The sequence below is a fragment of the Roseibium sediminicola genome, assembly GCF_023156505.1.
In the GTDB taxonomy this organism is placed as follows: domain Bacteria; phylum Pseudomonadota; class Alphaproteobacteria; order Rhizobiales; family Stappiaceae; genus Roseibium; species Roseibium sediminicola.
Genome location: NZ_JALNMJ010000002.1, coordinates 208,181 through 234,772, shown reverse-complemented (window position 1 = coordinate 234,772; position 26,592 = coordinate 208,181). Strand labels below are relative to the sequence as shown.

The window sequence follows — 26,592 nt, the reverse complement described above, 5'->3', positions numbered from 1 at the left end:
ACTCCCGACAATCAGCAGACAGAATGCGTGGCGCCTATAGGAGCCCAGGTGCCTGCGGCTTTTTGCTGAACATCCTGATTATCTGTCACCGGCCCTCTCACCGCTGCTGTCGGATCCGCCCCCTTGGAACAAAAACCGGGCAGCCCTCTCGAACCGCCCGGTCACTTTCCCCTTTGTCATCTCAAGACCGGTTCAAGACCAGTCCAAGACAAACCTTCTTGCCCTACTCCGCCGGCACAGCGTCGCCGCTGCCCTTCTTGCCGCCGCCGAACCAGCCCTTGACCGTTTCGCGAGTTGCCTGCAGGCAGACATAGAGGATGGGGATCATCAGGACGCCGATGCAGGTGGCAAAGAGCATGCCGCCGAAGACGGCGAAGCCGATGGCCTTCTGGCTGGCCGCGCCCGCGCTGGAAGCGGTCATCAGGGGCACCACGCCAAGCAGGAAGGACAGCGCGGTCATCATCACGGCGCGGAACCGCAGGTGGCCCGCCTCGATGGCCGCGTCGCGGATGGATTTGCCGCTGTCGCGCTGCTCCATGGCGAATTCCACGATCAGGATCGCGTTCTTCGCCCCCATCCCCACCAGCATGATCATGCCGATCTGGGTGTAGAGATTGACGTCGCCTCCCGTCACGAACACCGCCACCAGCGCGCCCATGATGGCGAAGGACACCGACATCAGGATGGCGACCGGCATGGTCCAGCTTTCATACTGGGCAACCAGGAACAGATAGGTGAACAGGATCGACAGCATCAGGATGAACATCACGATGTTGCCGGAGCCGAGCTGCTGCAGGGCCGTACCGGTCCATTCATAGGTGTAACCGGGCGGCAGGGCCTCCTGGGCTGCCGTCTCGACCTCGTTGATGACAACACCCGTGGAAGCACCCGGCGCCGGATCGGCCATCACCGCGGCGGAGCGGAACATGTTGTAGCGGGTCAGGATCTGCGGCCCGAGCACATTCTGCGTCGTCAGGATGCTGCGCATCGGCACCATCGTGCCGTCATTGGCGCGAACGTAGAGCGCACCAATATCCTCGACCCGGTCGCGGAACTTGCCGTCGGCCTGGATCATCACTTTGTAGACACGGCCGAAGATGTTGAAGTCGTTGATGTAATAGGAGCCGAGATAGGCCTGCAGCGTCAGGAAGACGTTGGAGACATCGATGCCGAGCGTCTTGGCCTTCTCCCGGTCCAGATCGACGAAGACCTGAGGCACGTTCGCCCGGAAGGTCGAATAGGCCCGCCCGATATCCGCGCTCTGATTGGCCGAATAAACCATCGATCCGACCGCGGAAGCCAGATCCTGCGGCGTGCCGTCGCTTTGCTGCAGCATCATCTGCACGCCGCCGGTGGTACCGAGGCCCGGGATCGGCGGCGGATTGAAGGCGATGATATTCGCCCCTGGAATGGTCGAGAACTCCGCCCAGAATTTCGCCAGGATCGCGTTGATATGCAGGTCCGGCTCCTGGCGCTCAGACCAGTTGGACATGGTCGCGATCACCAGCGCCGCGTTGGAGGACGTGGCCCCGTTCAGGATCGAATAGCCGTTGACGATGACGACATCCTCGACGCCAGCGGTCTTGGAGGCCAAGGCGACCACCTGTGCCGTGACGCCTTCCGTGCGCTCCAGCGAAGCGCCGTCGGGCAGCTGCACGTCGACCATCAGGTAGCCCTGATCCTCGGACGGCAAGAAGCCCTGCGGCAGGGATCCGCCAAGGGTCACAATGATCGCGATCGCACCGCCGACGACAATGATGCCGACAATGGCAACACGCACCAGACGACGGACAATGGCGGTGTAGCCGTTGCGCACGCCGGTGATGCCCTTGTCGAACAGGCCCATGATGCCGCGCGGCGGGCCGGAGCGCGCCTTCAGAATCAGGCCGCAGAGCGCGGGCGACAGGGTCAGGGCGTTGATTGAGGAAATCACAACGGAGACCGAGATGGTCACGGCGAACTGGGAATAGAGCCGTCCGGTGATCCCGGGCATGAAGATCGTCGGCACGAACACCGCCAGCAGCACCAGGGTGGTCGCGATCACCGGGCTGGTGATCTGCTCCATGGCTTTTGCCGTTGCCTCCTTGGGCGGCAGGCCCTCGTCGGAGATGAGGCGCTCCACGTTTTCCACCACCACGATGGCGTCATCGACCACGATGCCGATCGCGAGGACCAGCGCGAACAGCGAAATCGTGTTGAGCGTCATACCGAGCGCGAGCAGGACCGCGAAGGTGCCGATCAGCGAGACCGGAATGGCGACGGTCGGAATAATCGTCGCACGCCAGTTGCCTAGGAAGATGAACACCACGGAGACCACCAGCAGGAAGGTCAGGAACAGAGTGTTGATGACATCGTCTAGCGAAGCCTGCACGAAATCCGTGGTGTTGAACGGCACTCCGTATTTCATGTCTTCCGGGAAATTTTCGGAGAGCGTATCGAGGCGTGCCAGGACGTCCTGGGCGACCTGCAGCGCGTTGGCGCCAGGGGCCTGGTAGATCGCCAGAACCGTTGCCGGCTGGCTGTTGTATTCGCCGGAGGCGTTATAGAACTGCGCGCCGAGATCGACCCGGGCGACATCTCCGATCTTGACGACCGCACCGTCCTCACCGGTTCTCAGAATGATCTGCTCGAACTCTTCCTTGCTGGAAAGCCGCCCCTTGGCCTTGATCGTATACTGGAACTGCTGTCCGTCCGGCACCGGCGGCGCGCCGATCTGGCCGGCGGCGACCTGGATGTTCTGATCCTGGACGGCGTTGATGAAGTCGGTTGGCGTCATGCCAAGACTGGTCAGCCGATCCGGATCGAGCCAGATCCGCATGCCATAGGCAAAGTCTGTCATCACATCCGCGCGGCCGACACCCGAGACACGGGCCAGCGGATCCTTCAGGTTGATCGAGGCATAGTTGGACAGGAACACCGGATCATAGGTGCCGTTCGGCGAATAGAGCGTAATCACCAGCAGCATGTTCGTGCTGGCTTTCTGCACGGTCACGCCGTTGCTGGTCACGACACTGGGCAGCTGGCTGGTGGCCTGGCTGACCCGGTTCTGCGTGTTGACCGTTGCAATGTCCGGATCCGTGCCGACGGCAAAGGTGACGTTGAGCGAATAGCTGCCGCTGTCATTGCTGGTCGACTGCATGTAGATCATGTCGTCGACACCGTTGACCTGGCCCTCAATGGGCGCGGCGACCGTCTCCTCAAGCACTTCCGCGTTGGCGCCGGTATAGGTGGCCGACACATTGACCACCGGCGGCGTGATGTTCGGGAACTGCTCGACCGGCAGCGACACATAGCCGAGAAGGCCGGCAATCGTGATCACAATGGAAATGACCAGCGCGAATTTCGGCCGGTAGATAAAAAAGCGTGAGAACATTTAGCTTTTCTCCGCCGGCTTGGAGGCCAGAACAGGGTCGACGACAACGCCGGGGCGCACTTTCTGCAAGCCCTCGACGATGACCTCCTCACCGTCCTCCAGTCCCTTTGTGACGACAAAATTGGTGTCGATCTGCTGGCCGAGCTCGACATAGGCCTGCTTGACCTTCTTGTCGGCGGTGATCGCCAGGGCAAAGGCCCCTTGCTGATCGCGCTGAATGGCCGCCTGGGGTACCACCAGCGCGGTTTCGGTCTTCGGCGCTTCCAGCACCACGGTCACATACGTGCCGGACAGGAGCTTGGTGTCGGCATTGTCGAACTGGCCGCGGAACGAGATCGTTCCGGTGGTCGAATCCACCTGGTTGTCGATATAGACGATCTTGCCGGTCTCGCCGTATTTCTGGCCGTTGGGCAGCACCAGGCTGATGTCGGGCGATTCATTCGCTGCGATGTCGGCGGGATTGATGCCGTGGGTTTTGACCGCGTTCAGATACTGCGCCTCGCTGACGGAAAAATTCACATAGACCGGCGCCAGTCGGATCAGCTTGGCCAGCGACTGCGTGGTCGGGCCGACCACTTCGCCGACGCTGTAGGTGGTCTTGCCGAGCTGCCCCGGGAACGGTGCCTTGACATCGGTGTAGCTTAGATTGAGTTCGGCCTGTTGCAGACCCGATTGCGCGGCTTCCACGGAGGCTTCGGCCTGCTGTTTCTGGGCCAGTGTCGCTTCATAGGCCGCTTCCGAGACATGGCCCTTCTGCAGAAGGTCCTTGTCGCGCTTTTCGTCCGCCGCCTTCAGCGCGGCGTCGGCCTTCGCACTTGCCAGATCGGCCTTGGCCTTGGTCAGCGCGGCCTCGTATTGCGCCTTTTCGATGGTGAACAGCAACGTGTCTTTTTTCACGATCGAGCCGTCGGGAACCGCTTTTTCCTCAAGAAACCCGCTGACGCGGGCAATCAGATCGACCTGGTCGACAGCGGCAATCTGGCCGACGAAACGCGCGCTTTCGCGAATATCCTGCTTGGCCACCTTGGCAACGGTCACCGAGGGCGGTGGCGCGGTCGGCGCAGCCTTTTTCTGGCTGTCATCGGAACATCCGGCCAGAAGGACCGCCGACACCGCAGCAAGTGCAAAGGAACGGGAGGAAGGGGCGAAACGCAAAAAAGACATTTAGAAACTCCGCAGGCAGACCGCCGGGTCAGGCTCTTGGCCGGAGTTCACTATAAAAGGACTGGGTGATTCAACAAGGGGAGATTGCAGGTACCGGTCCTGCGTGGCAGGAAAAATTCTCAAGCGTTTTCATACGGGATAGCCGGCTCAGCACCGCACCCACAACCAACCCGGCCAAGTTGAGAACAGCGTTAACCGGCCGGCGACAGGATCAGTGTCAGCCCAAAAAGCCGGTCCGCCGGCACGATCCGGCGTTCATCTAGGCCCTTGCAGGCAATCTCAAGAGCCGCGATCTGCGGCAGGTCGCCACTAAGGGCAGCCAGGGCCTGGTGACCGGCCAGGGCTTCAAAACCTGTGGGTGTCAACACCTGAATGGTGCCGCGTGCCGTCTTCAGCTCCAGGCCAAGGCTGGTCGCCCGCATTTCCCTCTGGCCGGTGAAACCGCCAAGAAATTCGTGATGGTCGGAGGGATCGGCGGCCACCAGACAGACCGACACCGGACCTTTTGCTCCATTGTCATGACGCTGAAAATCGGCTTTCCAGAAGTTCTCCGGAAAGCGGTTGTAGCAGGTGAAGTAGCCAATTCCCGGGCTGAGCGGATCGGCGGCGAAGGTAAGGTCGAAGCCGACTTTTGCCGTTGAACCGTCGGCCAGATTGGCAACCCGTTCAAAGGAAAACGGCTCGAACAGGTGCAACCCTGCCTTTTCGAACGCGGCGCGGTCGGCGTCCGGCCCCGTGCTGTCCAGCACCAGCATGCTGACCCCTTCCCGTTTCGCCAGGAAATCCCGGTTGAACGCACCGAAGGAAAACGCGGTCTCCGTGGCTGCTGGGATCTTTTCCGGCTCGGCCACGGTCAGGAGTTCGACGAAAAAACCGTCCAGCTGCACCAGCCGGTTGGCGGTGCCCCAGGCATGCCGGTTGACAGGGGTCACCGTGAAACCGAGATCCGACCAGGCCCGGCCAGCGGCATCCAGATCCTTCACCGCAACAACGAGGTGATCAAGTCCGCGCAGCATGGCCATTCCCCCCGGACAAACGCTTTAAACCAGACGGCTTTGCTGAACGGCGGCGCCGATGAAGGACGCGAACAGCGGATGCGGTTCGAACGGCCTGGATTTCAGTTCCGGGTGATACTGCACTCCGACAAACCAGGGATGGCCGGCAATCTCAACTGTTTCCGGCAGAACCCCGTCCGGCGAGGTGCCGGCGAATATCAGGCCGCATTTCTCGAGCTGTTCCCGATAGCCGATATTGACCTCGTAGCGGTGCCGGTGTCGCTCGGAAATATTTGTCGCGCCGTAGATTTCCGCGATCTTGGAACCGGGCTTGAGAGCTGCTGGATAGGCGCCGAGGCGCATGGTGCCGCCGAGATCGCCGTCCTCGCCACGCACTTCCTTCTGATTGCCCTTGGTCCATTCGGTCATCAGGCCGACCACCGGCTCCTTGGCCGGGCCGAATTCGGTCGAATTGGCATCCGCGATCCCGGCGAGATTGCGGGCCGCCTCAAGCACCGCCATCTGCATGCCGAAACAGATGCCGAAATAGGGAATATTGCGGGTGCGTGCGAATTGTGCCGCCGCGATCTTGCCTTCCGCGCCACGCTCGCCAAAGCCGCCCGGCACCAGAATGCCATGCACACCTTCCAGATAGGGGCTCGGATCTTCCTTTTCGAAGGTTTCCGATTCGATCCAGTCGAAGTCGACCTTGACCCGGTTGGCGATGCCGCCATGAACCAGGGCCTCGATCAGCGACTTATAGGCGTCCTTCAGAACGGTGTATTTGCCGACGATGGCGATCTTGACCTCGCCTTCCGGATTGGCGACCGCTTCCGAAATGCCCTGCCAGCGGTCCAGCACCGGTGCTGGCGTACCCTTCAGCCCGAAGGCGGCCAGCACTTCGTCGTCGAGACCTTCCTTGTGATAGGCGATCGGCACATCGTAGATCGACTTGACGTCATAGGCCGGAATGACGGCGCTTTCGCGCACGTTACAGAACAGAGACAGCTTGCGTTTTTCGGTTTCCGGGATCGGGCGATCGCAGCGCACCATCAGGATGTCAGGCTGAATGCCGATCGAGCGCAGCTCCTTGACCGAGTGCTGGGTCGGCTTGGTCTTCATCTCGCCGGCGCTCGGAATATAAGGCATCAGCGTCAGATGCACATAGACCACATCGCCGCGCGGCAGGTCGTTGCCGAGCTGACGGATCGCCTCGAAGAACGGCAGGCCTTCGATGTCTCCGACCGTGCCGCCGATTTCGACAAGAACGAAGTCATAGCCTTCATTGCCGTCGAGAACGAAGTTCTTGATTGCGTCGGTCACATGCGGAATCACCTGGACCGTACCGCCGAGATAGTCCCCGCGCCGCTCCTTGGCGATGATGTCCTGGTAGATGCGGCCGGTGGTGATGTTGTCCTGCTGGTTGGCAGGACGTCCCGTGAACCGCTCGTAGTGACCGAGATCCAGATCCGTTTCAGCCCCGTCATCGGTGACGAAACATTCGCCATGCTGATACGGGCTCATCGTGCCCGGATCGACATTGAGATAGGGATCGAGTTTGCGGAGACGGACCTTGTAACCCCGCGCCTGGAGCAATGCGCCCAGGGCCGCGGAAGCAAGACCTTTGCCAAGCGAGGAAACCACGCCGCCAGTGATGAAAATATATCGCGCCATGGACCAATACCATATCCTTGCCGAGGGCGATTTGGCCACTCGGGAGTTGCGTTCTCAACACATAAAAATGCCCTGCGAAATCAGCCGCAGGGCATATGTCAGGTGAATGGGCCTCTCGGCCCGTGCGGCCGCGTTACTGCGCGGCCGGGACCTGCGGTCCGGAAGGTTCGCTCTGTTGCTGCAGCGAATCGAGGATGCCGCCGGAACCGCCCTCGGTCGAAGTGACCGGAGCGCTCGCGCCGTCGGTGGCCGCCGGGACCGCATCCAGGATCGAACCCGGACGTTCCTGATTCTTGGCGATCAGGCTGAGCGCCAGAGACGTGATAAAGAAGGCAACCGCGAGCAAAGCCGTCGCCCGGGTCAGAATGTTAGCCGTTCCACGGCTGGACATCAGGCCGCCACCACCGCCGCCGCCAATGCCGAGCGCGCCGCCTTCGGAACGCTGCAGGAGGACAACTAGCACCAGGGCCAAGACGACCATCAGGTGGATTACGATGACTACGGTTTCCATCGAACGCCATTCTGTATTGAATTCAAGATTGGCGGCCTTCTACACCAGACGCCGCCAGCTTTCCACCCTTCAATTGCGCCTTCGTCACAGAAGCTTCAAGAGCGCCCGTCACGAATAGGCGTCGAGAATGCCCAGGAAGTCGTCGGCCTTCAGGCTGGCACCGCCCACAAGGGCGCCGTCGACATTGGCAACCGCCATCAGTTCCCTGGCGTTTCCGGGCTTCACCGAGCCGCCGTAAAGTAGACGCATGGCAGCACCTTCAGACGCGAACCGGGCCTCGAGATTGTCCCGCATTGCCTTGTGCATTTCTTCCACATCGCCCGCTGTCGGGGTCAAACCCGTTCCGATCGCCCAGACCGGTTCATAGGCAATCACAGTGTTCGCGGCCGTGGCGCCGTCGGGCACGGAGCCATCCAGCTGACGCGCCACCACATCGATGGCCTGACCGGCCTTGCGTTCCGCTTCGGTTTCGCCAACGCAGATGATCGCGATCAGGCCGGCGCGCCAGGCCGCCTGAGCCTTGGCATTGACGTCTTCATCGCCTTCGCCATGATCGGTGCGGCGCTCCGAATGACCGACAATGACAGCCCTGGCACCGGCATCGGCCAGCATCTCAGCCGAAATATCGCCGGTATGGGCACCCGATACCGCCGCGTGGCAATCCTGTCCGCCGACCGACATCGCACCGTTGCCGGCCTTGTCGGCGAGCGTTGCCAGCAATGTTGCCGGAGCACAGATCATTGCGTCTACTTGATCCGCCAGATCTTCGGAGATCCCGGCAATCATCTTGTAGAATTCCGACTGGTTGGCCTTCAGGCCGTTCATTTTCCAGTTTCCGGCCACCAGCGGCTTGATCTGTGCGCTCATTTCTCGGTGTCTCCCGCAGCGTTTTTCGTCAGTCGCCGCTTATAGAGCAGAAGCGATGGTACCATGCAATCTCCCTGAAGACGGGAAAACACATTTCGCTGGAGAAGTTTGTCTATGCCCGCCTTGCGGCAAGAGCGCCGCGTCTTTATGATCCGCCCGCTCCGGCCTGGGCCGGTGCTTTGGTGAGCCGTTTGACCGGCTGCGGAATTGATAAGAATACTGGAGACGTCATGCTTGACGCGCTGCGCAAGGGCGCCGGCACCTGGGTTGCCAAACTGTTTATTGCTCTGTTGATCCTGAGCTTCGCTGTCTGGGGCATTAGCGGCTTTCTTACCGGTGTCGGGCAGAACACCGCGGCCAAGGTCGGAGACACGGAAATCACGCTTTTCGACCTCGACCGGGTCTACCGGCAGGATCTCAACCGCGTCAGCCAGCAGTTCGGCCGCCCGTTGACACCAGCGGAAGGCGCAACATTGGGCATACCGCAGCAGACACTCGGCAAACTCATTGCCGAAGCCGCCTTGAACGATACCGCCAAGGTTATCAAACTGGGCGTCTCAGACGAGCGACTTGCCAGGATCATTCAAACGGACCCGGCTTTTCAGGGTGTCAACGGCCGTTACGACCGGAACCGCCTTCAGCAAGTGCTTCAGTCCAACGGCTATCGCGAAGACGAGTATGTGGTTGAACGGCGCAAGGTGGCCGAACGCGGACAGCTGGCGGAAGGTCTTGTCGGCGGCATGAAGGCTCCGGCAGCCTATCTGCAGGCGTTCGATGCCTACCAGCGTGAAACCCGCTCCGCCGACTATCTGTTGATCACCCCGGACTATATCGGAGTGATTGAAGATCCGGCCGAAGATGCCCTTGCAGCCTATTTCGAGGAAAACCTCGCCAATTTCCGGGCTCCCGAATATCGAGCGGTCAAGGTCATGGAACTGACCCCGACCACGCTTGCACGGCCGGGCGACATTTCCGAGGACGATGCCAGGGCGGAATACGAGCTGCGCGCGGAGGACTTTTTCCAGCCCGAGCGCCGCAAGGTTCGCCAGATGTCCTTCCCCAATGAAGAGGAAGCCAAGGCTGCGGCAGCCGAACTGGCCGGCGGCAAGACTTTTGACGAGCTCATGACCGAGCGCAATCTGACCAGCAACGATGTCACGCTCGGCCTGATGGCAAAGAGCGATTTCCTCGATGAAGCAATCAGCGACGCCGTTTTCTCGCTGGAAAAAGGCGCAACCAGCGGCGCGGTCGATGGCCGGTTTTCCACTGTGATTGTCAATGTCGAAGATATCCTGCCGGAGAGCACGCAGCCTTTCGAAGAGGTCAAGGAGCAGATCGTCACCGAGCTCGCCCGGGAACAGGCGGAGCGGGAAATTCTTGATCTCCTGGACGAAATTGAAGACGCCCGCGCTGGCGGTGCTCTGCTGGACGAAGTCGGCGAACGCTTCTCGCTGACGGTGGAGACGCCCGCGGCTTTCGACGCTTCGGGCCTCGGGATCGATGGCAAGGCGGTCAAACTGCCGGAGGCCGACGGCCTTGTTGCCGGCACTTTCGACAGCGATGTCGGCATCGAGAACGACGTTCTGCAGGCGGGTGACCAGGGCTTTCTCTGGTACGAGGTCACCGAGGTGACCCCTGCCCGCGATCGCACCCTGGATGAAGTCCGGCAAGACGTGATCGATGCCTGGAAGCAAGCCGAACTGGCAAAGCGGCTCAATGACACTGCCGCAGACCTCCTCGCCAGGGTGGATAACGGTACGCCGCTCTTCGCACTGGCTGCGGAAACGGGTCTTGAGGTGAAAAACGCACAAGGACTGACTCGCAACACGCCGTCCGGCGACCTTGGCCGGGAAGCGATCGGCGCGGTCTTCAGCGGTCCGGTCGGCAAAGCCGCCTCGACCGCCACCGCCGATAACAGCGGACGCGTGGTCCTGAAGGTCAGCGGTGCGTCCGTGCCGGAGTTTGACCCGTCATCGCAGCAGGTCGCCGCCCTGGAGGCCCAGGTCTCGCAGCAGCTCCAGGACACACTGCTTGGTCAGTTTGTCGCAGACCGTGAAAACAAGGCCGGCGTTGAAATCAACAATGCCGGTGTCGGCCGGGTTCTCGGGCTGGACAACAACTGACCTGAAGCGGTGGGATGAGAATATGAGCACATTCAAGGACCTCATTGCCAAGGTCGCCGACGGCCATGCCCTAAGCCCGGACGAGGCACGGGAGGCCTTCGAGGTGATCCTGTCGGGCTCCGCGACGCCCTCGCAGCTTGGCGGCTTCCTGATGGCCCTGCGCGTCCGTGGCGAGAGCATTGCCGAAGTGACCGGCGCGGTCGCCACCATGCGCTCCAAGATGATCCCGGTTCAGACATCCGAGAAGGTGATGGACATCGTCGGCACCGGCGGCGACAATTCCGGCAGTTACAACATCTCGACCTGCACCGCGATTGTTGTGGCCGGCTGCGGCGTGCCAATCGCCAAACACGGCAACCGGTCGCTCTCATCCAAATCGGGCGCGGCCGAAGCCCTCTCGGAACTCGGCGTCAATATTGATATCGACGCCGCCAAGATCGCGGACTGCATCCGCAAGGCCGGTATCGGCTTCATGTTCGCGCCGCTGCATCATGCAGCCATGAAACATGTCGGCCCGACCCGCATGGAACTCGGTACAAGAACGATTTTCAACCTGCTGGGGCCGCTGACCAATCCCGCCGGTGCCAAGCGGCAGATGGTCGGGGTGTTTGCCCGCAGATGGGTGGAACCCGTCGCCGAGGCCCTCAAGGAACTCGGCTCCGAAAAAGCCTGGGTCGTTCATGGCTCCGACGGCATGGACGAAATCACAACCACCGGTCCGACCCATGTCTGCGAACTGAAGGACGGTTCCCTCAGATCCTTCGAGATTTCGCCGCAGGACGTCGGTTTGCCTCTGGCCGACCCGAAAAACCTCAAGGGCGGCTTGCCCTCTGAAAATGCCAAAGCCCTTCGGGACGTGCTGGCGGGTGCCAAAAACGCCTATCGCGACATTGTTCTCTTCAACTCCGCCGCATCGCTGGTTGTGGCCGACAAGGTCGGCGATCTGAAAGCCGGTGTCGTGATGGCCGCGAGCGCCATTGACAGCGGCGACGCAGCCGCCACACTGGAAAAACTGGTAGCGGCGTCCAACGGATAATTCATGGCCGACATTCTTCAAAAAATCGAAGCCTACAAGCGCGACGAGATCGCTGCCGCCAAGGCTGCCGTTCCCCTGGTCGAGCTGAAGGCTCGGCTTTCGGACGCGTCCGCACCGCGCGGTTTTCAAAAGGCGATCGAAGCCAGGCATGCCAAAGGCAACTACGCGCTGATAGCGGAAATCAAGAAGGCCAGCCCCTCAAAGGGACTGATCCGGGAAGATTTCGATCCCCCGCTCCTCGCCAAGGCCTATGAAGACGGCGGCGCGGCCTGCCTGTCTGTGCTGACGGACACGCCTTCCTTCCAGGGCAAGCCCGAATTCCTGGCCGCGGCCCGCGCCGCCGTCAACCTGCCCGCCCTGCGCAAGGATTTCCTTTATGACACCTACCAGGTCTTTGAAGCCCGCGCCTGGGGTGGCGACTGTATCCTGATCATCCTTGCCGCTGTCGATGACGACACCGCCAGGGCGCTTGAGGACACGGCCTTTGAGCTCGGCATGGATGTCCTTTTGGAAGTGCACAACGCTTCGGAACTGGAGCGGGCGCTCAAGTTGAGTTCACCGCTGCTCGGCATCAACAACCGCAATCTGAAGACCTTCGAGACCAAGCTGGAAACCAGTGAAGAACTGGCACCGCAAATCCCGGACGAGCGCATCGTTGTCGGAGAATCCGGCCTGTTCACTCCGGCGGATCTTGCGCGCATGAACAAGGTTGGCATTTCCACGTTCCTGATCGGCGAGAGCCTGATGCGTCAGGACGACGTCGCTGCGGCGACGAAGAACTTGCTGGCCCGCCCGGCCCTCTCGCAGGCGGTCTAAACGGAGATGGGCGACCAGGACCCCAAGCTTACGCATCTGGACGAGGCCGGCGCCGCCAACATGGTGGACGTTTCCGAGAAAGCCGTGACCCACCGGATCGCGACCGCCCGCGGATCCGTCACCATGCGGACCGAAACACTCGATCTGATCCGCTCCGGCAATGCCAAGAAGGGCGATGTCATCGGCACCGCCCGTCTGGCGGGCATTCTCGCCGCAAAACGAACCCACGAGCTGATCCCGCTGTGCCATCCGCTGATGCTGTCGAAGGTCACCGTCGATATCGAGGTGGACGAAGCCCTGCCCGGCCTGATCGTCACGGCGACGACCAAGGTCAGCGGCCAGACCGGTGTTGAGATGGAAGCCCTGACAGCCTGTTCCCTCGCCTGCCTGACGATTTATGACATGGCCAAGGCCGTGGATCGCGGCATGGTGATCGGCGACATCCGTCTTCTGGAGAAGGCCGGTGGCAAGTCAGGACACTGGACGATCGCGAAAGACGGCAGCCAGGGCGGTACCTGATGAGCCTTATGCCTGTTGCCGAAGCGCTGCAAAAACTGCTTTCCGATGTGACCCGGACCGACGTGGAACACGTCCCGCTCGCGGAGGCCAATGGGCGTATTCTGGCGGCTCCCCTCGCCTCGACACGGACACAACCACCCTTTCCGGCATCCGCCATGGACGGGTATGCCATTCGCCATCAGGATCTTGCCGGCAAGGCGACAAAGCTTGACGTGATCGGCGAAGCGCCGGCCGGACACGGATTTTCAGGCACCGTAGCGGCGGGACAGGCGGTGCGGATATTCACCGGCGCGCCTGTTCCCGCCGGTGCAGACACGATCCTGATCCAGGAAGATGCCAGACGCGACGGCGACACGATCACCGTACTGGAAGCCCCCCGCTCCGGGGCATTCGTGCGCCCTGCCGGACTGGACTTTGCCAAGGGCGCTGTTCTTCTGGAACCGCCGCTGAAACTGTCCTATCGCCACCTGGCGCTGGCGGCCGCCATGAACCATGCGGTGCTTCCGGTCCGGAAACGGCCGAAAGTGGCCATCCTGGCGACCGGTGACGAGCTGGTCCGGCCCGGCACCGAACCTGGCCCTGACCAGATCATTGCCTCCAACCATGCCGGCATCGCGGCCATGGTCGAGGATTGCGGCGGCGAGCCGGTCGACCTCGGCATTTCACCCGATGACCCGGTGACATTGGCCGGTCATGTGCGCGACGCGCTCACCGCCAAGGCCGACATCCTGGTCACACTTGGCGGTGCGTCCGTCGGCGACCACGATCTGGTTCAGGAGGTCCTCGGCAAGGAAGGCATGGATCTGGCTTTCTGGCGCATCGCCATGCGCCCCGGAAAACCGCTCATGGCCGGACGGCTCGGCACCACCAAGGTGCTCGGATTGCCTGGCAATCCGGTCTCCAGCCTGGTCTGCGGGCTGTTGTTTTTGAAACCGCTGATTCACAGGATGCTCGGCCAGCCGGAAGCAACAGGACGGTCGCAATCGGCTGTTCTCGGCGCGTCGCTGCCGGAAAACGATCGCCGGCAGGATTATGTGCGGGCAACGCTTTCTGAGGACGAAGACGGCCGGTTGCGCGTTACCCCGTTTGGCAGGCAGGACAGTTCCATGCTGAACCTTCTGGCCAGTTCGGGCGCCCTGATCATCCGCGCACCGCACGCACCGGCGCTAGAGGCCGGTGCGGACGTTCCCATCCTGGTTTTATGACGTTTCGGAGCGTCATTGCTCCCTGAGCGCGTGTGCGATCTGGTCGGTGACAGGTTTCACCAGGTAGCTCAGCACAGTGCGATCGCCGGTCTGCAAGAATGTCTCGACAGGCATTCCGGGAACCAGGACCTTTTCTCCGAGCTTGCTGAGTTCCTCCTCGTCGATCAAAAGGCGCGCTACATAGTAGCTGTTGCCGGTGCGCTCATCCTCGTTGAGGTCCGCCGATACCGTCAGAAGCTGGGCGGTCAATTCCGGCGTGGTCCGCTGATCGAAGCTCGGAAAGCGGATTCGCGCCTTCTGCCCAGGTGACATCTGGTCGATATCCACCGGACGCACCTGCGTCTCCACGATCAGCTGGTCTTCGCGCGGCACAATCTGCATGACGGTTTCGCCCGGGGCTATCACGCCGCCGATCGTGTGCACGGACAACTGGTGCACATACCCGTTTCTGGGCGCCAGAATGTCGACACGGGTCAATTCGTCCTCCGCCGCGATCTTCTGTTCTTCCAGCTGGGCAATGCGCGAGCGGACTTCCTGCAACTGTTCCAGCACTTCGGCGCGATAGGATTCCTCGATCTGCAGGATCTGGATACGCCGCTCGCTGATCGCTTCCTTGGTGCGGGCGATCTGGGCGATCAGATCGCCATATTCCCCCGACAGGCGCGCCTTTTCACGGCGCAAACCGGTCACACGGCTCTTGGAGACCAGCTGTTTGTTGAGCAGCCCCCCGAGATCGGCCAGTTCTTCGTCAATCAACTCAATTTCGGAATCCTTGGCATCGACCTGGGCCTGAAGGCCCTCGGTCTGCTTGTTGAACTGGCGGATCTGTTCTTCCAGCTGGTTCTTGCGCCCGTCCTTGGAATTTCGGCGCGCTTCCAGCAGCAGCTGCTGGCCGCGTTCGATATCGCCCAGGTCTCGCTTACGTTCTTCCGGCCAGTCGATCGTGGGCAGATCATCGCGTTCCGCCTCGAGCCTGTATTCCTGGGCCGTCAGCTCTGTCAGCTGCTTTGTGATCACCGCCAGATTGGCACGCGTGACCGTATCGTCCAGGCTGATCAAAAGGTCGCCGGCTTCCACCGTGTCGCCGTTCTTGACGCGGATCTGCCGGACAATACCGCCTTCGCGGTGCTGAACATGCTTGGTATTGGTCTCCACGACAATGGTTCCGGAAGAGACCACTGCGCCGGAAATCTCCGTAAAGGTGGCCCAGCCACCGATGCCGCCAACCACCAACAGCGCCAGAAACAGGGCGAACAGGAGATGATTGCGCACGGTCTGGCGCAGCTCCTGATCGGGGTCGGATTGCGGTTTCGCCGTCACGTCTGCGTTTTTGTTTTTCGACATCATCACCGTCCCGTGCCAACCACGGCGCGCTGTTGCTGCACCGGCTGAACCACTTGCCTGAGCACTTCTTCCTTCGGCCCAAAGCCAGCCATCTTGCCGTCCTTCAGGCACAGGATCTTGTCGACCGTCGCAATCGCGCTCGGTCGGTGTGCAATGATCACGACGATGGAGCCTTTTTCACGCATGGCCTTGATGGCGCCGGTCAGAGCGCCCTCGCCTTCCGCGTCCAGATTGGAATTCGGCTCATCGAGCACAACCAGGAACGGGTCACCATAAAGGGCCCTGGCCAATGCAATACGCTGTCTTTGCCCGGCGGAAAGCAGACGGCCGGTGCGGCCGATCACCGTGTTGTAGCCCTCGGGAAGACCGACGATCAGGTCATGCACATCGGCGAGCTTCGCGGCCTGAATGATCATGTCCGGCGAAGCGTTGGTGCTGAACCGGGCGATATTGTCCGCAATCGTGCCGTCGAACAATTGCAGGTCCTGCGGCAGATACCCTATGAATTCACCGCGACGGCCGCTTGGCCACTGGCCGAGCTCGGCGCCGTCATAGCGGATCACCCCTTTAAGGGCCGGAGTCGCTCCAACCAAAGCCCGGGCAAAGGTCGATTTTCCTGAACCGGAAGGCCCGATAATGCCAAGGCCATCCCCGGCCTGCAGTTCCAGGGACACATTCTGCACGTATGGCATGGCCTCGCCGAAGGGACCGCAGAACACCTGTTCCACGGTGAGTTTCTCCTTGGGCATCGGCAGGTCCATTTTTTCCGGTTCTGCTTCCGCGACCTGGAGCACTTCCCGGAGCCGTTTCAGGGCCTGACGGCTGGCGACAAAGCCGCGCCACTGAGCAACGGCCTGCTCGATCGGTGACAACGCGCGCGAGGTCATGATCGAAGCAGCGATCATGACACCCGGGCTGATCTCCTGCTTGATGGCAAGCCAGGCGCCCACACCCAGGATAGCCGATTGCAGAACAAAGCGGATGGTCTTGATGGCCGTGCCGAACAGTCCTGTACGGTCGGCCGCGCGGCGCTGTGTTGCCAGGTAGTCGCCGTTCTGTGCATTCCATTTGCCAGTCAAGGCGTCCTGCATGCCCATGGCGGTCAGCACTTCGGAATTCCGCTGCCCCATTTCGATCTCGGCAGCGCGCCGGCCCGCATGTCCGGCCGCCTCTTCCGATGGTCCGCGCGACATCATTTCATTCAGGCCGATCAGCACGGAAATCACGAGCGCGCCGCCGAGCCCGACAACGCCGAGCAAGGGATGGAACAGGAACACGATGCCGAGGTAAAGCGGCAGCCAGGGAATATCAAAAATCGCCGCCGGTCCGGGTCCCGAGAGAAACTGGCGCACCGTATCCAGGTCCTGCACCGGCCGGAGCTTGGCGGCTCTACTGCCGAGACGAATGGGCAGGCTGTTGGAGACCCTGTAGACAATCCCGGACAACCTGGCATCGACCCGCTGGCCGAGCCTGGCCAGAATGCGGCCGCGCACCCCTTCCAGAAGGCCGTAGAATACGTAGAGCACAATCGCGAGGGAACCGATCACCACGAGTGTCGGCACGGAGCCGCTGGCCAGAACACGGTCATACACCTGAAGCATGAAGACGGGTCCGGTCAGCATCAGGATGTTGATGACGAAACTGACCAGCGCAACGCCCCAAAAGGCTGTGCGAACGGGCCGGAACGCCTGGGAGACCGGATTGTCACGCCCGCCGCTATGCTTCATCGGTTGTTGTTTTGCTCCAGCCATCGGCTCCTCGTGGTCTCCATTTGCGGGCTATTGCCAGGTCCCTGAATATGCCCGTTAGCGACCTGATACAATGTGCCACCGGTCACAACACCCGCCTTTCGAGCCTACGTGACTTTGCATTGCGGCGAAATTATCGATCCGCCACAGGCGATCGGGCCGGAAGTCGTCGCTGTTTCTCATTAGTCACCTGCCCACTGCCCGTGAACGTAAGATGACAGTTTTTGTCGAACCTGCTGAAAATCCAGCAAGAAAGCCCGGCCGTTTCCCGGCCGGGCTCCAGCTTTTCTCGTATAGGCTGTTTATCCAGCCGCTGCAATCGCACGCTTGGCCATCACCGTGACCAGGTTCGCCCGATAAGCGGCCGAACCGTGCAGATCAGACAGGAGATCGTCCGCATTCGGTGCAATGCCGGCAACCGCATCCGGAGAAAAATTCCCAGCAAGCGCCGTTTCCATGGCCGACATGCGGAAGACCCCGTCCTGGCCGGCTCCGGTCACGGCGACCTTTACGCCGCCATCCTTGCCCTTGGCCACAAAGACGCCCGCCATGGCATAGCGTGAGGCCGGGTTTGGATATTTAGCATAGGCGCTGGCGGCAGCTCCAGGGAACTTGACGGAGACAACCACTTCGTCATCCTCAAGCGCCGTTTCGAACATGCCGGTGAAGAAGTCTTCGGCGGCAAGTTCACGCTTGCTGGTGATCACCGTGGCTCCGAGCGCGACAAGAGCGGCCGGATAGTCCGCCGCCGGATCGTTGTTGGCGATCGACCCGCCGATCGTGCCCATATGGCGAACGGCTGGATCGCCAATGCCGCCCGCAAGGGAGGCCAACCCAGGAAGGGTCTGTTTCACAAGGTCTGATCCTGCCACTTCCGCATGGGTTGTCGCGGCTCCGATGGAGACACCGTCGCCATCGGCGCAAATGCCTTTCATTTCGGCGATCTTGGTGACGTCAATCAGATCGGACGGCGCGGCCAGTCGCTGTTTCATGGTCGGCAACAGCGTCTGACCGCCACCAAGAAACTTGCCGTCATCGGCGCCGGCCATTTTCTCCGCGGCCTCGGCAACGGAACCTGCGCGGTGATAATTTGTCTCATACATGTTGGGTCTCCCCCGAAAAAGTCTGTTCCAGGATGGGCGGGGGTCCCCCGCCCGAAAGTGTTTATTCGGCCGCCTGCCTCATGCCAGCCTGGCACAGGGCCCAGACCTTTTCCGGAGAAGCCGGCATGGACAAACCGTTGTTGCCGATGGCATCGGTGATGGCGTTGATCACCGCCGGCGGCGATCCAATCGCACCTGCCTCGCCGCAGCCCTTCATGCCGAGCGGGTTGCCCGGGCATTCGGTGACATGGGTGGACAGCTGGTAGGACGGCACGTCGTCGGCGCGCGGCATGCAATAGTCCATGTAGGACGCCGTCAGGAGCTGACCGTTCTCGTCATAGGACGCGTTTTCCAGCAGTGCCTGGCCGATGCCCTGTGTGATACCGCCATGGACCTGGCCTTCGACGATCATCGGGTTGATGATGTTTCCGAAATCATCGGCGGCGACGAAGCTGACCACCTCGGTCTTGCCGGTGTCCGGATCGACTTCCACTTCACAGACATAAGTGCCTGCCGGGAAGGTGAAGTTGGTCGGGTCGTAGAACGCACCTTCCTTCAATCCCGGCTCCATGCCTTCCGGCAGGTTGTGGGCGGTGTAGGCGGCTAGCGCGACCTCGGTGAAGCTCAACTTCTTGTCGGTGCCGGCCACTTTCAACTCGCCGCCCTCGATCTGGATGTCGCCCTCGGCGGCCTCCATCAGATGCGCCGCAATCTTCTTGGCCTTTGCCTCGACCTTGTCGAGCGCCTTGACGATCGCCGACATGCCGACGGCGCCAGACCGGGAGCCGTATGTGCCCATGCCGAACTGTACCTTGTCGGTATCGCCATGAACGATCGAGACGGCGTCCGTGTCGAGGCCGAAGCGTTCGCTGATCAGCTGGGCAAAGGTGGTCTCATGGCCCTGGCCATGGCTGTGCGAACCGGTCAGCACCTCGATCGTGCCGACCGGATTGACCCGCACCTCGGCCGATTCCCAGAGACCGACGCCGGCTCCCAGGGACCCGACGGCCGCCGACGGTGCGATGCCGCAGGCCTCGATGTAACAGGACAGGCCAATGCCGCGCAGCTTGCCGCGCGAAGCGGCCTCAGCCTTGCGAGCGGCAAAACCGTCATAGTCGGCGGCCTTCAGAGCCGCATCCAGCGTCGCATCGTAGTTGCCGGCGTCGTAGCACATGATCACCGGCGTCTGGTGCGGGAAGGTACGGATGAAGTTCTTGCGGCGGAACTCGGCCGGAGACAGGCCAACCTCGCGTGCCGCTGTTTCCATCACCCGCTCAAGAAGATAGGTCGCTTCCGGACGACCTGCGCCGCGATAGGCATCCACCGGCGTGGTGTTGGTATAGACCGTCTTCACGTTGGCGTGGATCGCCGGGATGTCATACTGGCCCGACAGCAACGTTGCGTAGAGATAGGTCGGCACCGACGACGAGAACAGCGACATGTAGGCGCCGAGATTGGCCACCGTCTTGACCCGGAACCCCAGAATCCTGTTGTCGGCGTCCAGAGCCAGTTCCGCCTCCGAGCGGTGATCGCGGCCATGGGCATCCGTCAGGAAGGCCTCGGTGCGGTCCGAGACCCATTTGACCGGACGTCCTACCCGCTTGGAAGCCCACAGGCAGACCATTTCTTCCGGATAGATGTAGATCTTTGAACCGAAACCGCCGCCGACATCCGGCGCGATCACGCGCAGCTTGTGTTCCGGCGCGACGTTATAAAAGGCCGACAGCACCAGACGGGCCACATGCGGGTTCTGCGAGGTGGTGTAGAGCGTGTAATGCTCTTCCGCTGCATCGTAGCCCGCCAGAGCCGCGCGCGGTTCCATTGCGTTCGGAACCAGGCGGTTGTTGTGGATCTCCATGCGGGTGACATGGGCCGCCTTCTCGAATGCCGCGTTGGTAGCGGCTTCGTCGCCGATCTCCCAATCGTAGATCAGGTTGCCTTCGGCCTCCGGATGAAGCTGCGGCGCGCCCGGCTCAAGCGCTGCCAGCGGATCAATCACGGCCGGCAGTTCCTCATAGTCGACGACAACAGCGTCCGCCGCGTCGCGGGCCTGGGCCTGGGTGTCGGCGACGACCACGGCGACCGCCTGGCCGACATGGCGCACGATTTCCGGTTCCAGGGCGCGCCAGCCGCCCATTTTCATCGGCGAGCCGTCCTTGGAATGGATCATCCAGCCACAAATCAGGTTGCCGATGCCGTCGCCAATAAGCTGGTCTCCAGTAAGCACAGCGTCGACACCCGGCATAGCCAGGGCCGCGCTTGCATCGATGCCGGTGACCTTGGCATGGGCATGTGGCGAGCGGACAAAGGCCGCGAAGCCCATCCCGGGCATGGTCATGTCGTCCGTGTAGCGGCCCTTGCCGGTGATGAAGCGCTTGTCTTCCTTGCGCAGGGCGCGGGCGCCAATCCCCTCTACTGCCATGAATTCTCTCCCAAATATCTGGTCCGGTTCCGCCGTGACCGGAAATCCTCCTCCAACCGGCTCTGCCGGTGGCCGCCCGACGGGCGTATCTTGGTCAAGACCCGGCGGGCAAATGCCTGGTGCCAGTCTCCTCCCGGCAATTGGGCATTTGATGAGGTCTTGGTGTCTCGGCGCGGGACGCCCCGCGCAACAAGCTTGGGAGTGGAGCTGCTATTCGGCAGCCTGGGCCATGCCGGCCATCTGGTCTGAGGCCGCCTTGATGGCCTTGACGATGTTGTGATAGCCGGTGCAGCGGCAGATATTGCCTTCCAGTTCGTGGCGGATGGTCGCCTCGTCCAGATTGCCGGCACCATGCCGGTTGATCATGTCGACTGCCGTCATGATCATTCCCGGCGTGCAAAAGCCGCATTGCAGACCGTGATGCTCACGGAAAGCGGCCTGGACCGGATGCAGGCTGTCGGCGGAGCCGATACCTTCCAGAGTGACTACGTCGCAGCCATCAGCCTGGGCGGCCAGCATGGTGCAGGACTTCACGGCCTTGCCATCCACATGAACCACGCAAGCACCGCATTGCGAGGTGTCACAGCCGACATGGGTGCCGGTGAGGCCGCGGGTTTCGCGGATAAACGATACGAGCAGCGTGCGGTCTTCGACATCCGCCGAGACCGTCTTGCCGTTCAATACCATCGATACTTTCGACATAAATTTCTCTCCCTCATGAAATTCCGTGGGCTGGCGCCCGTGAAAATTCCGGCTTTTCACCGTGTTCTATGGAGACCTGCCATGTGCCTGGCTGCCAGATCCCGATCTTTCAAAAATTAGACCGCCCGGTCAACTTGCAAGAGCAAGAACGACAATCAACGCGCCGAGCAGAACCAGTCCCCAGACCATCGGACCGCCATAGGCGTTGCGTCCCGCCGCCGCCTCGATATTTTCCTCGGCCTTGTGGATTGTCTCCTCAACCGCATGCTCCGCCTCCTCGATCGCATGCAGCACTTCTCCAGGAGTTTCCTCAATTGCGATGCGCTTGGCTTCCTCGGCAACACCGGGATCCAGGTCGTCGTCCGAGGCTTCCAGGTCACTGTCCGCGGCGCCGTCGCCGGATCCATCACCGCCGACCAATTCCGTGAATTTGGTGAAAAAGTCTTCCGCCATCTTCTTCGCGGTGGAATCAATCAACCGGCTGCCGAGCTGGGCCAGCTTACCCCCGACCTGGGCCTTGGCCGCGTAGGAGAGCACGGTTTCGTCTCCCTCTTCCGCAAGTGACACATCCGCAGAGCCCTTGGCAAAACCGGCGACACCGCCTTTGCCTTCGCCGACAATCGTGTAACTTTCCGGCGCCTTGATGTTTTCCAGCGTGACCGCGCCTTTGAACTTGGCCTTGACCGGGCCGATTTTCGAAGTCACGGCTGCGGACATCTCATTGTCGGAGGTCTTTTCCAGGCTTTCGCAGCCCGGAATGCAGGCTTTCAGGATATCCGGGTCGTTCAATGCCTCCCAGACTTTTTCCCGCTTGGCCGGAATCCGGTGGGAGCCGCTCATGTCCATGTTGTTTTCTCCCCGCTCGCTCTTTGGCGATATTCTAAAATGGCTTTGGAAACACGCGACGCAACCCTCGCGCATCCGAAAAACGCGTCCGCAATATGAGAACGTGTTTCGTGCAAAACTTCAATCGCTTAAATGATGAAGACGCCAGATTGGCCGGATGTGTCGGAAGAACGGCAGCTGCCGCGGCCACGGCCAGGTGATGCGGTGTCCGTTTGCCTTAGGAAACAACGGGGAATTTCAGGGGCAAGATGGCATGCCCCTGCAGGGGATCACCCGAAGGCCACGCCAGGTTCCACTGCCTTCTGGATGAAGACATTCAGGTCATCGGTGTTCAGCGGCTTGGAATAGAGGTAGCCCTGCAGGTAATCGCAGTGGAGATCCTGCATGATTTGCCGCTGCGCGACGGTTTCCACGCCTTCGCCGGTGACGCTCAGGTCCAGTGCCTGAGCCACGGCGATGATGGATTTCACCACGGCCAGAGCGTCCGCATCCTGATCCATGTTCATTATGAAACTGCGGTCGATCTTGATACCGTCGACCGGCAATTTGCGCAGATAGCTGAAAGACGAATAACCGGTGCCGAAATCGTCAATGACGACTTTCGCCCCCTTGTTGCGCAGCCAGGTAAGCAGCGCCAGGGTCACCTGGTCGTTGCTGAGGAACAGCCCCTCCGTGACTTCGAACACGAGGCGTTGCATCGGCAATTCGGCCGCGGAAATGGCGTCCTCGATGTCCTTGTAGATCCGGTTGGTCTGGACCTGTCTGGGTGACAGGTTCACGTTCAGGCGCACGTCTTCGGCGAGGCCGGGCAATTGACTGAATTCGGAGAACGCGTTTTTGAACATCCACGCGCCGATTTCCGTGATCAGGCCGCTGGCCTCCGCCGCCTCGATCATGCGGGCAGTGTTGAGATACGTTCCCGATGGCGTCCGGAACCGCATCAGCGCCTCGAAGGACGCAATGGATTCGTCCTTGGCCAGCATGATCGGTTGGTAATGAAGCGAGAATTCGGTCTGGCTGCTTGTGCTGGTCAAAAGCGAGGCCAGCCGCAGGCGTTCAAACGCCGCTTCCTGCATCAGCGGGTGGAAAACGGCATGGTTGGTCAGCCCCTTCTGCCGCACGTCATTCAGTGCAATCGAGGCAAAGCGCACGAGCTGTTCCGCATTTTGGCTGTCGGCGTCTTCCGACGCGAATCCCAGCCGCATGCGCAGGGTGATCTGGTTGTCCTCAAGCGTGATGGGCTCCTGGAAGGCTTCCTCGACACGAGTCACCACGTCCTGAATCTTGTTGGCGTCGCCGCCCTTGAGCAGGATCAGGAATTCATCCTTCTCCTTGCGCGCAATGGTCAGAGCATCGGGGAAGGTTTGCGACAGCCGGTGTCCAGTCCGCTTGAGCACGGCGCCGGCCTTTTCATCGCCAATACCGTCAACGATCACCCGGAAGCGCTGAATATCGGAATGCAACACCAGAAGCGGGACACGATTGGCCGCATGTCGCTGGAAGGTCTCGATAAAGCCGGAGAAGGTCGACAGGCCGGTGACCCGATCGACATAAGCCAGGTTGCGGATATGCTCCAGAAGTCCGGTTTTCTCGTAGCCAAGAGCGACATTCGAAACGAACAGCTTGACGACTTCGGACCCGACCAGTTCCTCCAGAAGTTCCTCGGATATGCCCAGATAGATCGCGCCGGTCATGCCGTTGCGGGTTACGAGCGGCAGGGCCACGCCACTTGCGGTGGAGCTCGTCTCGTGCGTGTCCACGCATTTGGCGACGCAACCGCGAATGGCGTCGTCACTGATGACATCAACAGGAAGATCGACCTTGTCCTCAAAGTCTCCGGTTGCCGCCAGAACGCGGATATTGGACCGGTCGACGGAACCGTAGTCGGGCAAGGCTTCCAGACCGCACAACAAGCAGTCGACCGGATGTCCAACAAGGTCGCAAAAATGCTTGAGAACCGCGGCCGCAAACTCACTGAGGGCGTTCTTTTCGACGATCGCAGCAAAGTGTTGGTTCAATTGCTGCAGCTTCTTGCGGTTGGTTTCCAGAGACATCACCAGCTTGTAGCCACGCAACGCGGTGATGATGGCCGTGATCAGCTTGGTCCTGGACAGTTCCGCCTTCTCGGTGTAGCCGTCAATGTCGAATTTCATGATCACATCTGTCTGCGGCGCATAACCGGGCTGGCCGGTGCGCAGGATCAGACGTGTGAAATGGTTGTTGAGTTCGGAGCGGATCCAGCTGACCAGGCTCAAGCCGGCGGTGTCGCTCTCCATGACCACATCGACGAGCGCGACGGCAATGTCATTCTGCTTTTCCAGAATGTCGCGCGCTTCTTGCGCGGACAAGGCATGCAGGAGTTCGAACGCCCGATTCTCGAAGATACAGCCGGCGACGGCGATCTTCGTGACCTCATGCACGTCAGGATCGTCATCGACAATGAGAATCTTCCAAGGCGCCTTGGTGGATTTCTTAATGTCCGGTTCGGAAGGAGCGAGAAAGTCCATCACCATATCAATGTACCTTCTGTCCGTGACGTTTGCTGGCCTCGATCACCGCTTCGGCAGGAAACTCGATGGTGAATTCGGTTCCGGAGCCGACCTTCGACCCGACAGAAATGGTTCCGTTCAGAGCTTCCGTTACCAATTGGTAGCAAATTGCCATACCCAGACCTGATCCTCCTTTACCGAATTTGGTCGTAAAGAAGGGTTCAAATACTTTTTTGAGGTTCTTCTCCGGGATTCCGACACCAAAATCCTGGCACTTGAAGATGACCTTTTTGTCCTTCGGGGAAGCCCTGCCCCTTTCCATTGGCACGACAACGCGGGACGACAACTTGATCACGCCTTCGCTGCGGCCCTCGTAGCCGTGCTTGATGGCGTTTTCGACAAGATTCGAGACCAACTGGCTCACCGCACCCGGGTAGCTGTCGATGACCTCGTCCGCATGCAGATCCATTTCCACAGTGAACGGGGTCTTCTTGAGGGTTGGCTGCAACGTCGCCAAAGTTTCCCGAATGATGTGATCGAAATTGAAGGAACGCTTTTTCTCGCTTTGCCGGTCGACGGCGACCTGACGGAAATTGCCGACCAGCTCCCGTGCCCGACCTAACGTCTTCTCGATGATGTTCGCGGTTTCGGAGATCCGGTCGACTTCGTTCTCGAGCGCTTCCTTGCTGAGGCTTTGCTGCTCAAGTTCCTTGCTCAGGTACCCAGTCGAATCCTTGATCGTCGTCGCCGCCATCAGGGCATTTCCAAGGGGCGTGTTCAGTTCGTGCGACACACCGGCCACCAGGGCTCCGAGCGCGGCAAGATTGTCTGCCTGAATGAGCTCTTCCTGCACCAACTTCAACTGCTCCGTCCTGTGAGCCACCAAGTCTTCAAGGTTAGTTTGATATTCTTGAATTTTTTGCAAATCCAAATGACGGCGCTGCACCATCGACTGAAGACTGGCCGACAAAATACCGATTTCGTCCGCTCGGCCCGGCATCAATTCGGCCTTGGGCGGGTCCTCGATCAGGCGCGGCGTCGAAAGATATTCCACAATAGCCGAGAGCGGCTGACCGATCAGTCTGCGGAAGACGGTCCGGATGACGATTGCCAGAAGCAGCAGGTAGATGATGATCGCGGTAACGATGAAACCGACTGTGGAGACGATCTCGTAGGAAATCGTGTTGCGGTCGATCAAAATATAGACTTGGCCGATCGCGTCCTTGTGCAAGATTGTGCTCGGCGAGTTCAAGGTGTAGCTCAGCGCTTCCGATGCGCGCGCGCCGGTGACCGGCTCACCGAAATTGCCTGTATCCGGGGTCTCGACCCAGACTTTTTCGACGACTTCAAGGCTTTCCAGACCGCGAATGAGCTGCAGCGTCGCATCGGCGTTCACGGTCCAGATCGCCCTCTCAAACGGACGTTTGGTTGCCTGAAAGAAAGCCTCGGTCACGCGAATGGCGCGCGCATGGGAGGCGTCCCAGGTAATTTTTGTGAGAATACCGATGAAAATGACGCCGAGGATCGCGAACAGACCGAGCGTGTAGAGAATAAAGGTCCGGGACAGGCTGGCTCGGCCCATCTCCTTTGGAGTATATGGCAACGACGTACTGCCGCTAAGACTCAAGACGCCCACCTCGATTCATGGTGCCCGT

General features: G+C 60.7%; 19 protein-coding genes. 5 read left to right on the top strand and 14 right to left on the bottom strand.

Translation table 11 applies throughout. The features are described from left to right. Window positions 1-223: 223 nt before the first annotated feature. From M0H32_RS04095 to tpiA, 6 genes are all read right to left on the bottom strand, one after another. On the bottom strand, window positions 224-3,373 hold the full coding sequence (locus M0H32_RS04095; protein WP_248151018.1) for an efflux RND transporter permease subunit: 3,150 nt from the start codon (window positions 3,371-3,373) through the stop codon (window positions 224-226). After that, window positions 3,374-4,537, bottom strand: coding sequence for an efflux RND transporter periplasmic adaptor subunit (locus tag M0H32_RS04090; RefSeq protein ID WP_248151017.1), 1,164 nt, complete (start codon window positions 4,535-4,537; stop codon window positions 3,374-3,376). A 191-nt stretch (window positions 4,538-4,728) separates the two neighbouring features. Further along, on the bottom strand, window positions 4,729-5,553 hold the full coding sequence (locus tag M0H32_RS04085; RefSeq protein ID WP_248151015.1) for a VOC family protein: 825 nt from the start codon (window positions 5,551-5,553) through the stop codon (window positions 4,729-4,731). A gap of 24 nt (window positions 5,554-5,577) precedes the next feature. After that, complete coding sequence (gene pyrG / locus M0H32_RS04080) at window positions 5,578-7,206, bottom strand: CTP synthase (RefSeq protein WP_248151012.1); 1,629 nt, start codon at window positions 7,204-7,206, stop codon at window positions 5,578-5,580. Window positions 7,207-7,339: 133 nt separating this feature from the next. Next, window positions 7,340-7,717 (bottom strand): preprotein translocase subunit SecG, encoded by a 378-nt coding sequence (gene secG, locus M0H32_RS04075; protein WP_248151009.1) that lies wholly within the window; start codon window positions 7,715-7,717, stop codon window positions 7,340-7,342. 108 nt (window positions 7,718-7,825) lie between these two features. Then, the gene (gene tpiA, locus M0H32_RS04070; protein WP_248151006.1) at window positions 7,826-8,584 is read right to left on the bottom strand and encodes a triose-phosphate isomerase; all 759 of its coding nucleotides are present in this window, start codon (window positions 8,582-8,584) and stop codon (window positions 7,826-7,828) included. Between the two features lie 230 nt (window positions 8,585-8,814). Between tpiA and M0H32_RS04065 the strand changes: the two genes are divergently transcribed. Genes M0H32_RS04065 through M0H32_RS04045 form a run of 5 tightly spaced genes read left to right on the top strand, consistent with a single transcriptional unit; the run spans window position 8,815 to window position 14,283 of the window. Further along, window positions 8,815-10,707: a peptidylprolyl isomerase gene (locus tag M0H32_RS04065; protein ID WP_248151002.1), complete on the top strand. Its 1,893-nt coding sequence runs from the start codon at window positions 8,815-8,817 to the stop codon at window positions 10,705-10,707. Window positions 10,708-10,729: 22 nt separating this feature from the next. Beyond that, window positions 10,730-11,743, top strand: coding sequence for an anthranilate phosphoribosyltransferase (gene trpD, locus M0H32_RS04060; protein ID WP_248151000.1), 1,014 nt, complete (start codon window positions 10,730-10,732; stop codon window positions 11,741-11,743). A gap of 3 nt (window positions 11,744-11,746) precedes the next feature. Continuing rightward, complete coding sequence (gene trpC / locus M0H32_RS04055) at window positions 11,747-12,559, top strand: indole-3-glycerol phosphate synthase TrpC (protein WP_248150997.1); 813 nt, start codon at window positions 11,747-11,749, stop codon at window positions 12,557-12,559. A gap of 6 nt (window positions 12,560-12,565) precedes the next feature. After that, on the top strand, window positions 12,566-13,078 hold the full coding sequence (moaC, locus tag M0H32_RS04050; RefSeq protein WP_248150994.1) for a cyclic pyranopterin monophosphate synthase MoaC: 513 nt from the start codon (window positions 12,566-12,568) through the stop codon (window positions 13,076-13,078). After that, window positions 13,078-14,283, top strand: a complete 1,206-nt coding sequence (locus tag M0H32_RS04045; RefSeq protein ID WP_248150982.1) for a molybdopterin molybdotransferase MoeA — start codon at window positions 13,078-13,080, stop codon at window positions 14,281-14,283. The genes moaC and M0H32_RS04045 overlap by 1 nt, the downstream gene beginning before the upstream one ends. A gap of 12 nt (window positions 14,284-14,295) precedes the next feature. Here the strand turns inward: M0H32_RS04045 and M0H32_RS04040 are convergent, their stop codons facing one another. The 8 genes from M0H32_RS04040 to M0H32_RS04005 all read right to left on the bottom strand — a co-directional run bounded on the left by M0H32_RS04040 (window position 14,296) and on the right by M0H32_RS04005 (window position 26,564). After that, window positions 14,296-15,627, bottom strand: a complete 1,332-nt coding sequence (locus M0H32_RS04040) for an HlyD family type I secretion periplasmic adaptor subunit (protein ID WP_248150980.1) — start codon at window positions 15,625-15,627, stop codon at window positions 14,296-14,298. A 2-nt stretch (window positions 15,628-15,629) separates the two neighbouring features. After that, on the bottom strand, window positions 15,630-17,378 hold the full coding sequence (locus M0H32_RS04035; RefSeq protein ID WP_248150978.1) for a type I secretion system permease/ATPase: 1,749 nt from the start codon (window positions 17,376-17,378) through the stop codon (window positions 15,630-15,632). A 299-nt stretch (window positions 17,379-17,677) separates the two neighbouring features. Further along, the gene (locus tag M0H32_RS04030) at window positions 17,678-18,478 is read right to left on the bottom strand and encodes an FAD binding domain-containing protein (protein WP_248150975.1); all 801 of its coding nucleotides are present in this window, start codon (window positions 18,476-18,478) and stop codon (window positions 17,678-17,680) included. Between the two features lie 61 nt (window positions 18,479-18,539). Continuing rightward, on the bottom strand, window positions 18,540-20,900 hold the full coding sequence (locus tag M0H32_RS04025) for a xanthine dehydrogenase family protein molybdopterin-binding subunit (protein ID WP_248150972.1): 2,361 nt from the start codon (window positions 20,898-20,900) through the stop codon (window positions 18,540-18,542). A gap of 210 nt (window positions 20,901-21,110) precedes the next feature. After that, window positions 21,111-21,602: a (2Fe-2S)-binding protein gene (locus tag M0H32_RS04020; protein ID WP_248150970.1), complete on the bottom strand. Its 492-nt coding sequence runs from the start codon at window positions 21,600-21,602 to the stop codon at window positions 21,111-21,113. 129 nt (window positions 21,603-21,731) lie between these two features. Further along, the gene (locus M0H32_RS04015) at window positions 21,732-22,448 is read right to left on the bottom strand and encodes an SRPBCC family protein (RefSeq protein WP_248150967.1); all 717 of its coding nucleotides are present in this window, start codon (window positions 22,446-22,448) and stop codon (window positions 21,732-21,734) included. Window positions 22,449-22,717: 269 nt separating this feature from the next. Further along, a complete protein-coding gene (locus M0H32_RS04010) occupies window positions 22,718-24,955 on the bottom strand; it encodes a bifunctional diguanylate cyclase/phosphodiesterase (protein ID WP_248150964.1) in 2,238 nt (745 codons plus the stop codon). 7 nt (window positions 24,956-24,962) lie between these two features. Further along, window positions 24,963-26,564, bottom strand: coding sequence for a sensor histidine kinase (locus M0H32_RS04005; RefSeq protein WP_248150962.1), 1,602 nt, complete (start codon window positions 26,562-26,564; stop codon window positions 24,963-24,965). Between the last annotated feature and the right edge of the window lie 28 nt (window positions 26,565-26,592).

Bases quoted from the DNA above. Each gene is read 5' to 3' on its own strand.
- M0H32_RS04095 (WP_248151018.1), bottom strand. From the start codon at position 3,373: ATGTTCTCACGCTTTTTTATCTACCGGCCGAAATTCGCGCTGGTCATT.
- M0H32_RS04090 (WP_248151017.1), bottom strand. From the start codon at position 4,537: ATGTCTTTTTTGCGTTTCGCCCCTTCCTCCCGTTCCTTTGCACTTGCT.
- M0H32_RS04085 (WP_248151015.1), bottom strand. From the start codon at position 5,553: ATGCTGCGCGGACTTGATCACCTCGTTGTTGCGGTGAAGGATCTGGAT.
- pyrG (WP_248151012.1), bottom strand. From the start codon at position 7,206: ATGGCGCGATATATTTTCATCACTGGCGGCGTGGTTTCCTCGCTTGGC.
- secG (WP_248151009.1), bottom strand. From the start codon at position 7,717: ATGGAAACCGTAGTCATCGTAATCCACCTGATGGTCGTCTTGGCCCTG.
- tpiA (WP_248151006.1), bottom strand. From the start codon at position 8,584: ATGAGCGCACAGATCAAGCCGCTGGTGGCCGGAAACTGGAAAATGAAC.
- M0H32_RS04065 (WP_248151002.1), top strand. From the start codon at position 8,815: ATGCTTGACGCGCTGCGCAAGGGCGCCGGCACCTGGGTTGCCAAACTG.
- trpD (WP_248151000.1), top strand. From the start codon at position 10,730: ATGAGCACATTCAAGGACCTCATTGCCAAGGTCGCCGACGGCCATGCC.
- trpC (WP_248150997.1), top strand. From the start codon at position 11,747: ATGGCCGACATTCTTCAAAAAATCGAAGCCTACAAGCGCGACGAGATC.
- moaC (WP_248150994.1), top strand. From the start codon at position 12,566: ATGGGCGACCAGGACCCCAAGCTTACGCATCTGGACGAGGCCGGCGCC.
- M0H32_RS04045 (WP_248150982.1), top strand. From the start codon at position 13,078: ATGAGCCTTATGCCTGTTGCCGAAGCGCTGCAAAAACTGCTTTCCGAT.
- M0H32_RS04040 (WP_248150980.1), bottom strand. From the start codon at position 15,627: ATGTCGAAAAACAAAAACGCAGACGTGACGGCGAAACCGCAATCCGAC.
- M0H32_RS04035 (WP_248150978.1), bottom strand. From the start codon at position 17,378: ATGGCTGGAGCAAAACAACAACCGATGAAGCATAGCGGCGGGCGTGAC.
- M0H32_RS04030 (WP_248150975.1), bottom strand. From the start codon at position 18,478: ATGTATGAGACAAATTATCACCGCGCAGGTTCCGTTGCCGAGGCCGCG.
- M0H32_RS04025 (WP_248150972.1), bottom strand. From the start codon at position 20,900: ATGGCAGTAGAGGGGATTGGCGCCCGCGCCCTGCGCAAGGAAGACAAG.
- M0H32_RS04020 (WP_248150970.1), bottom strand. From the start codon at position 21,602: ATGTCGAAAGTATCGATGGTATTGAACGGCAAGACGGTCTCGGCGGAT.
- M0H32_RS04015 (WP_248150967.1), bottom strand. From the start codon at position 22,448: ATGGACATGAGCGGCTCCCACCGGATTCCGGCCAAGCGGGAAAAAGTC.
- M0H32_RS04010 (WP_248150964.1), bottom strand. From the start codon at position 24,955: ATGGACTTTCTCGCTCCTTCCGAACCGGACATTAAGAAATCCACCAAG.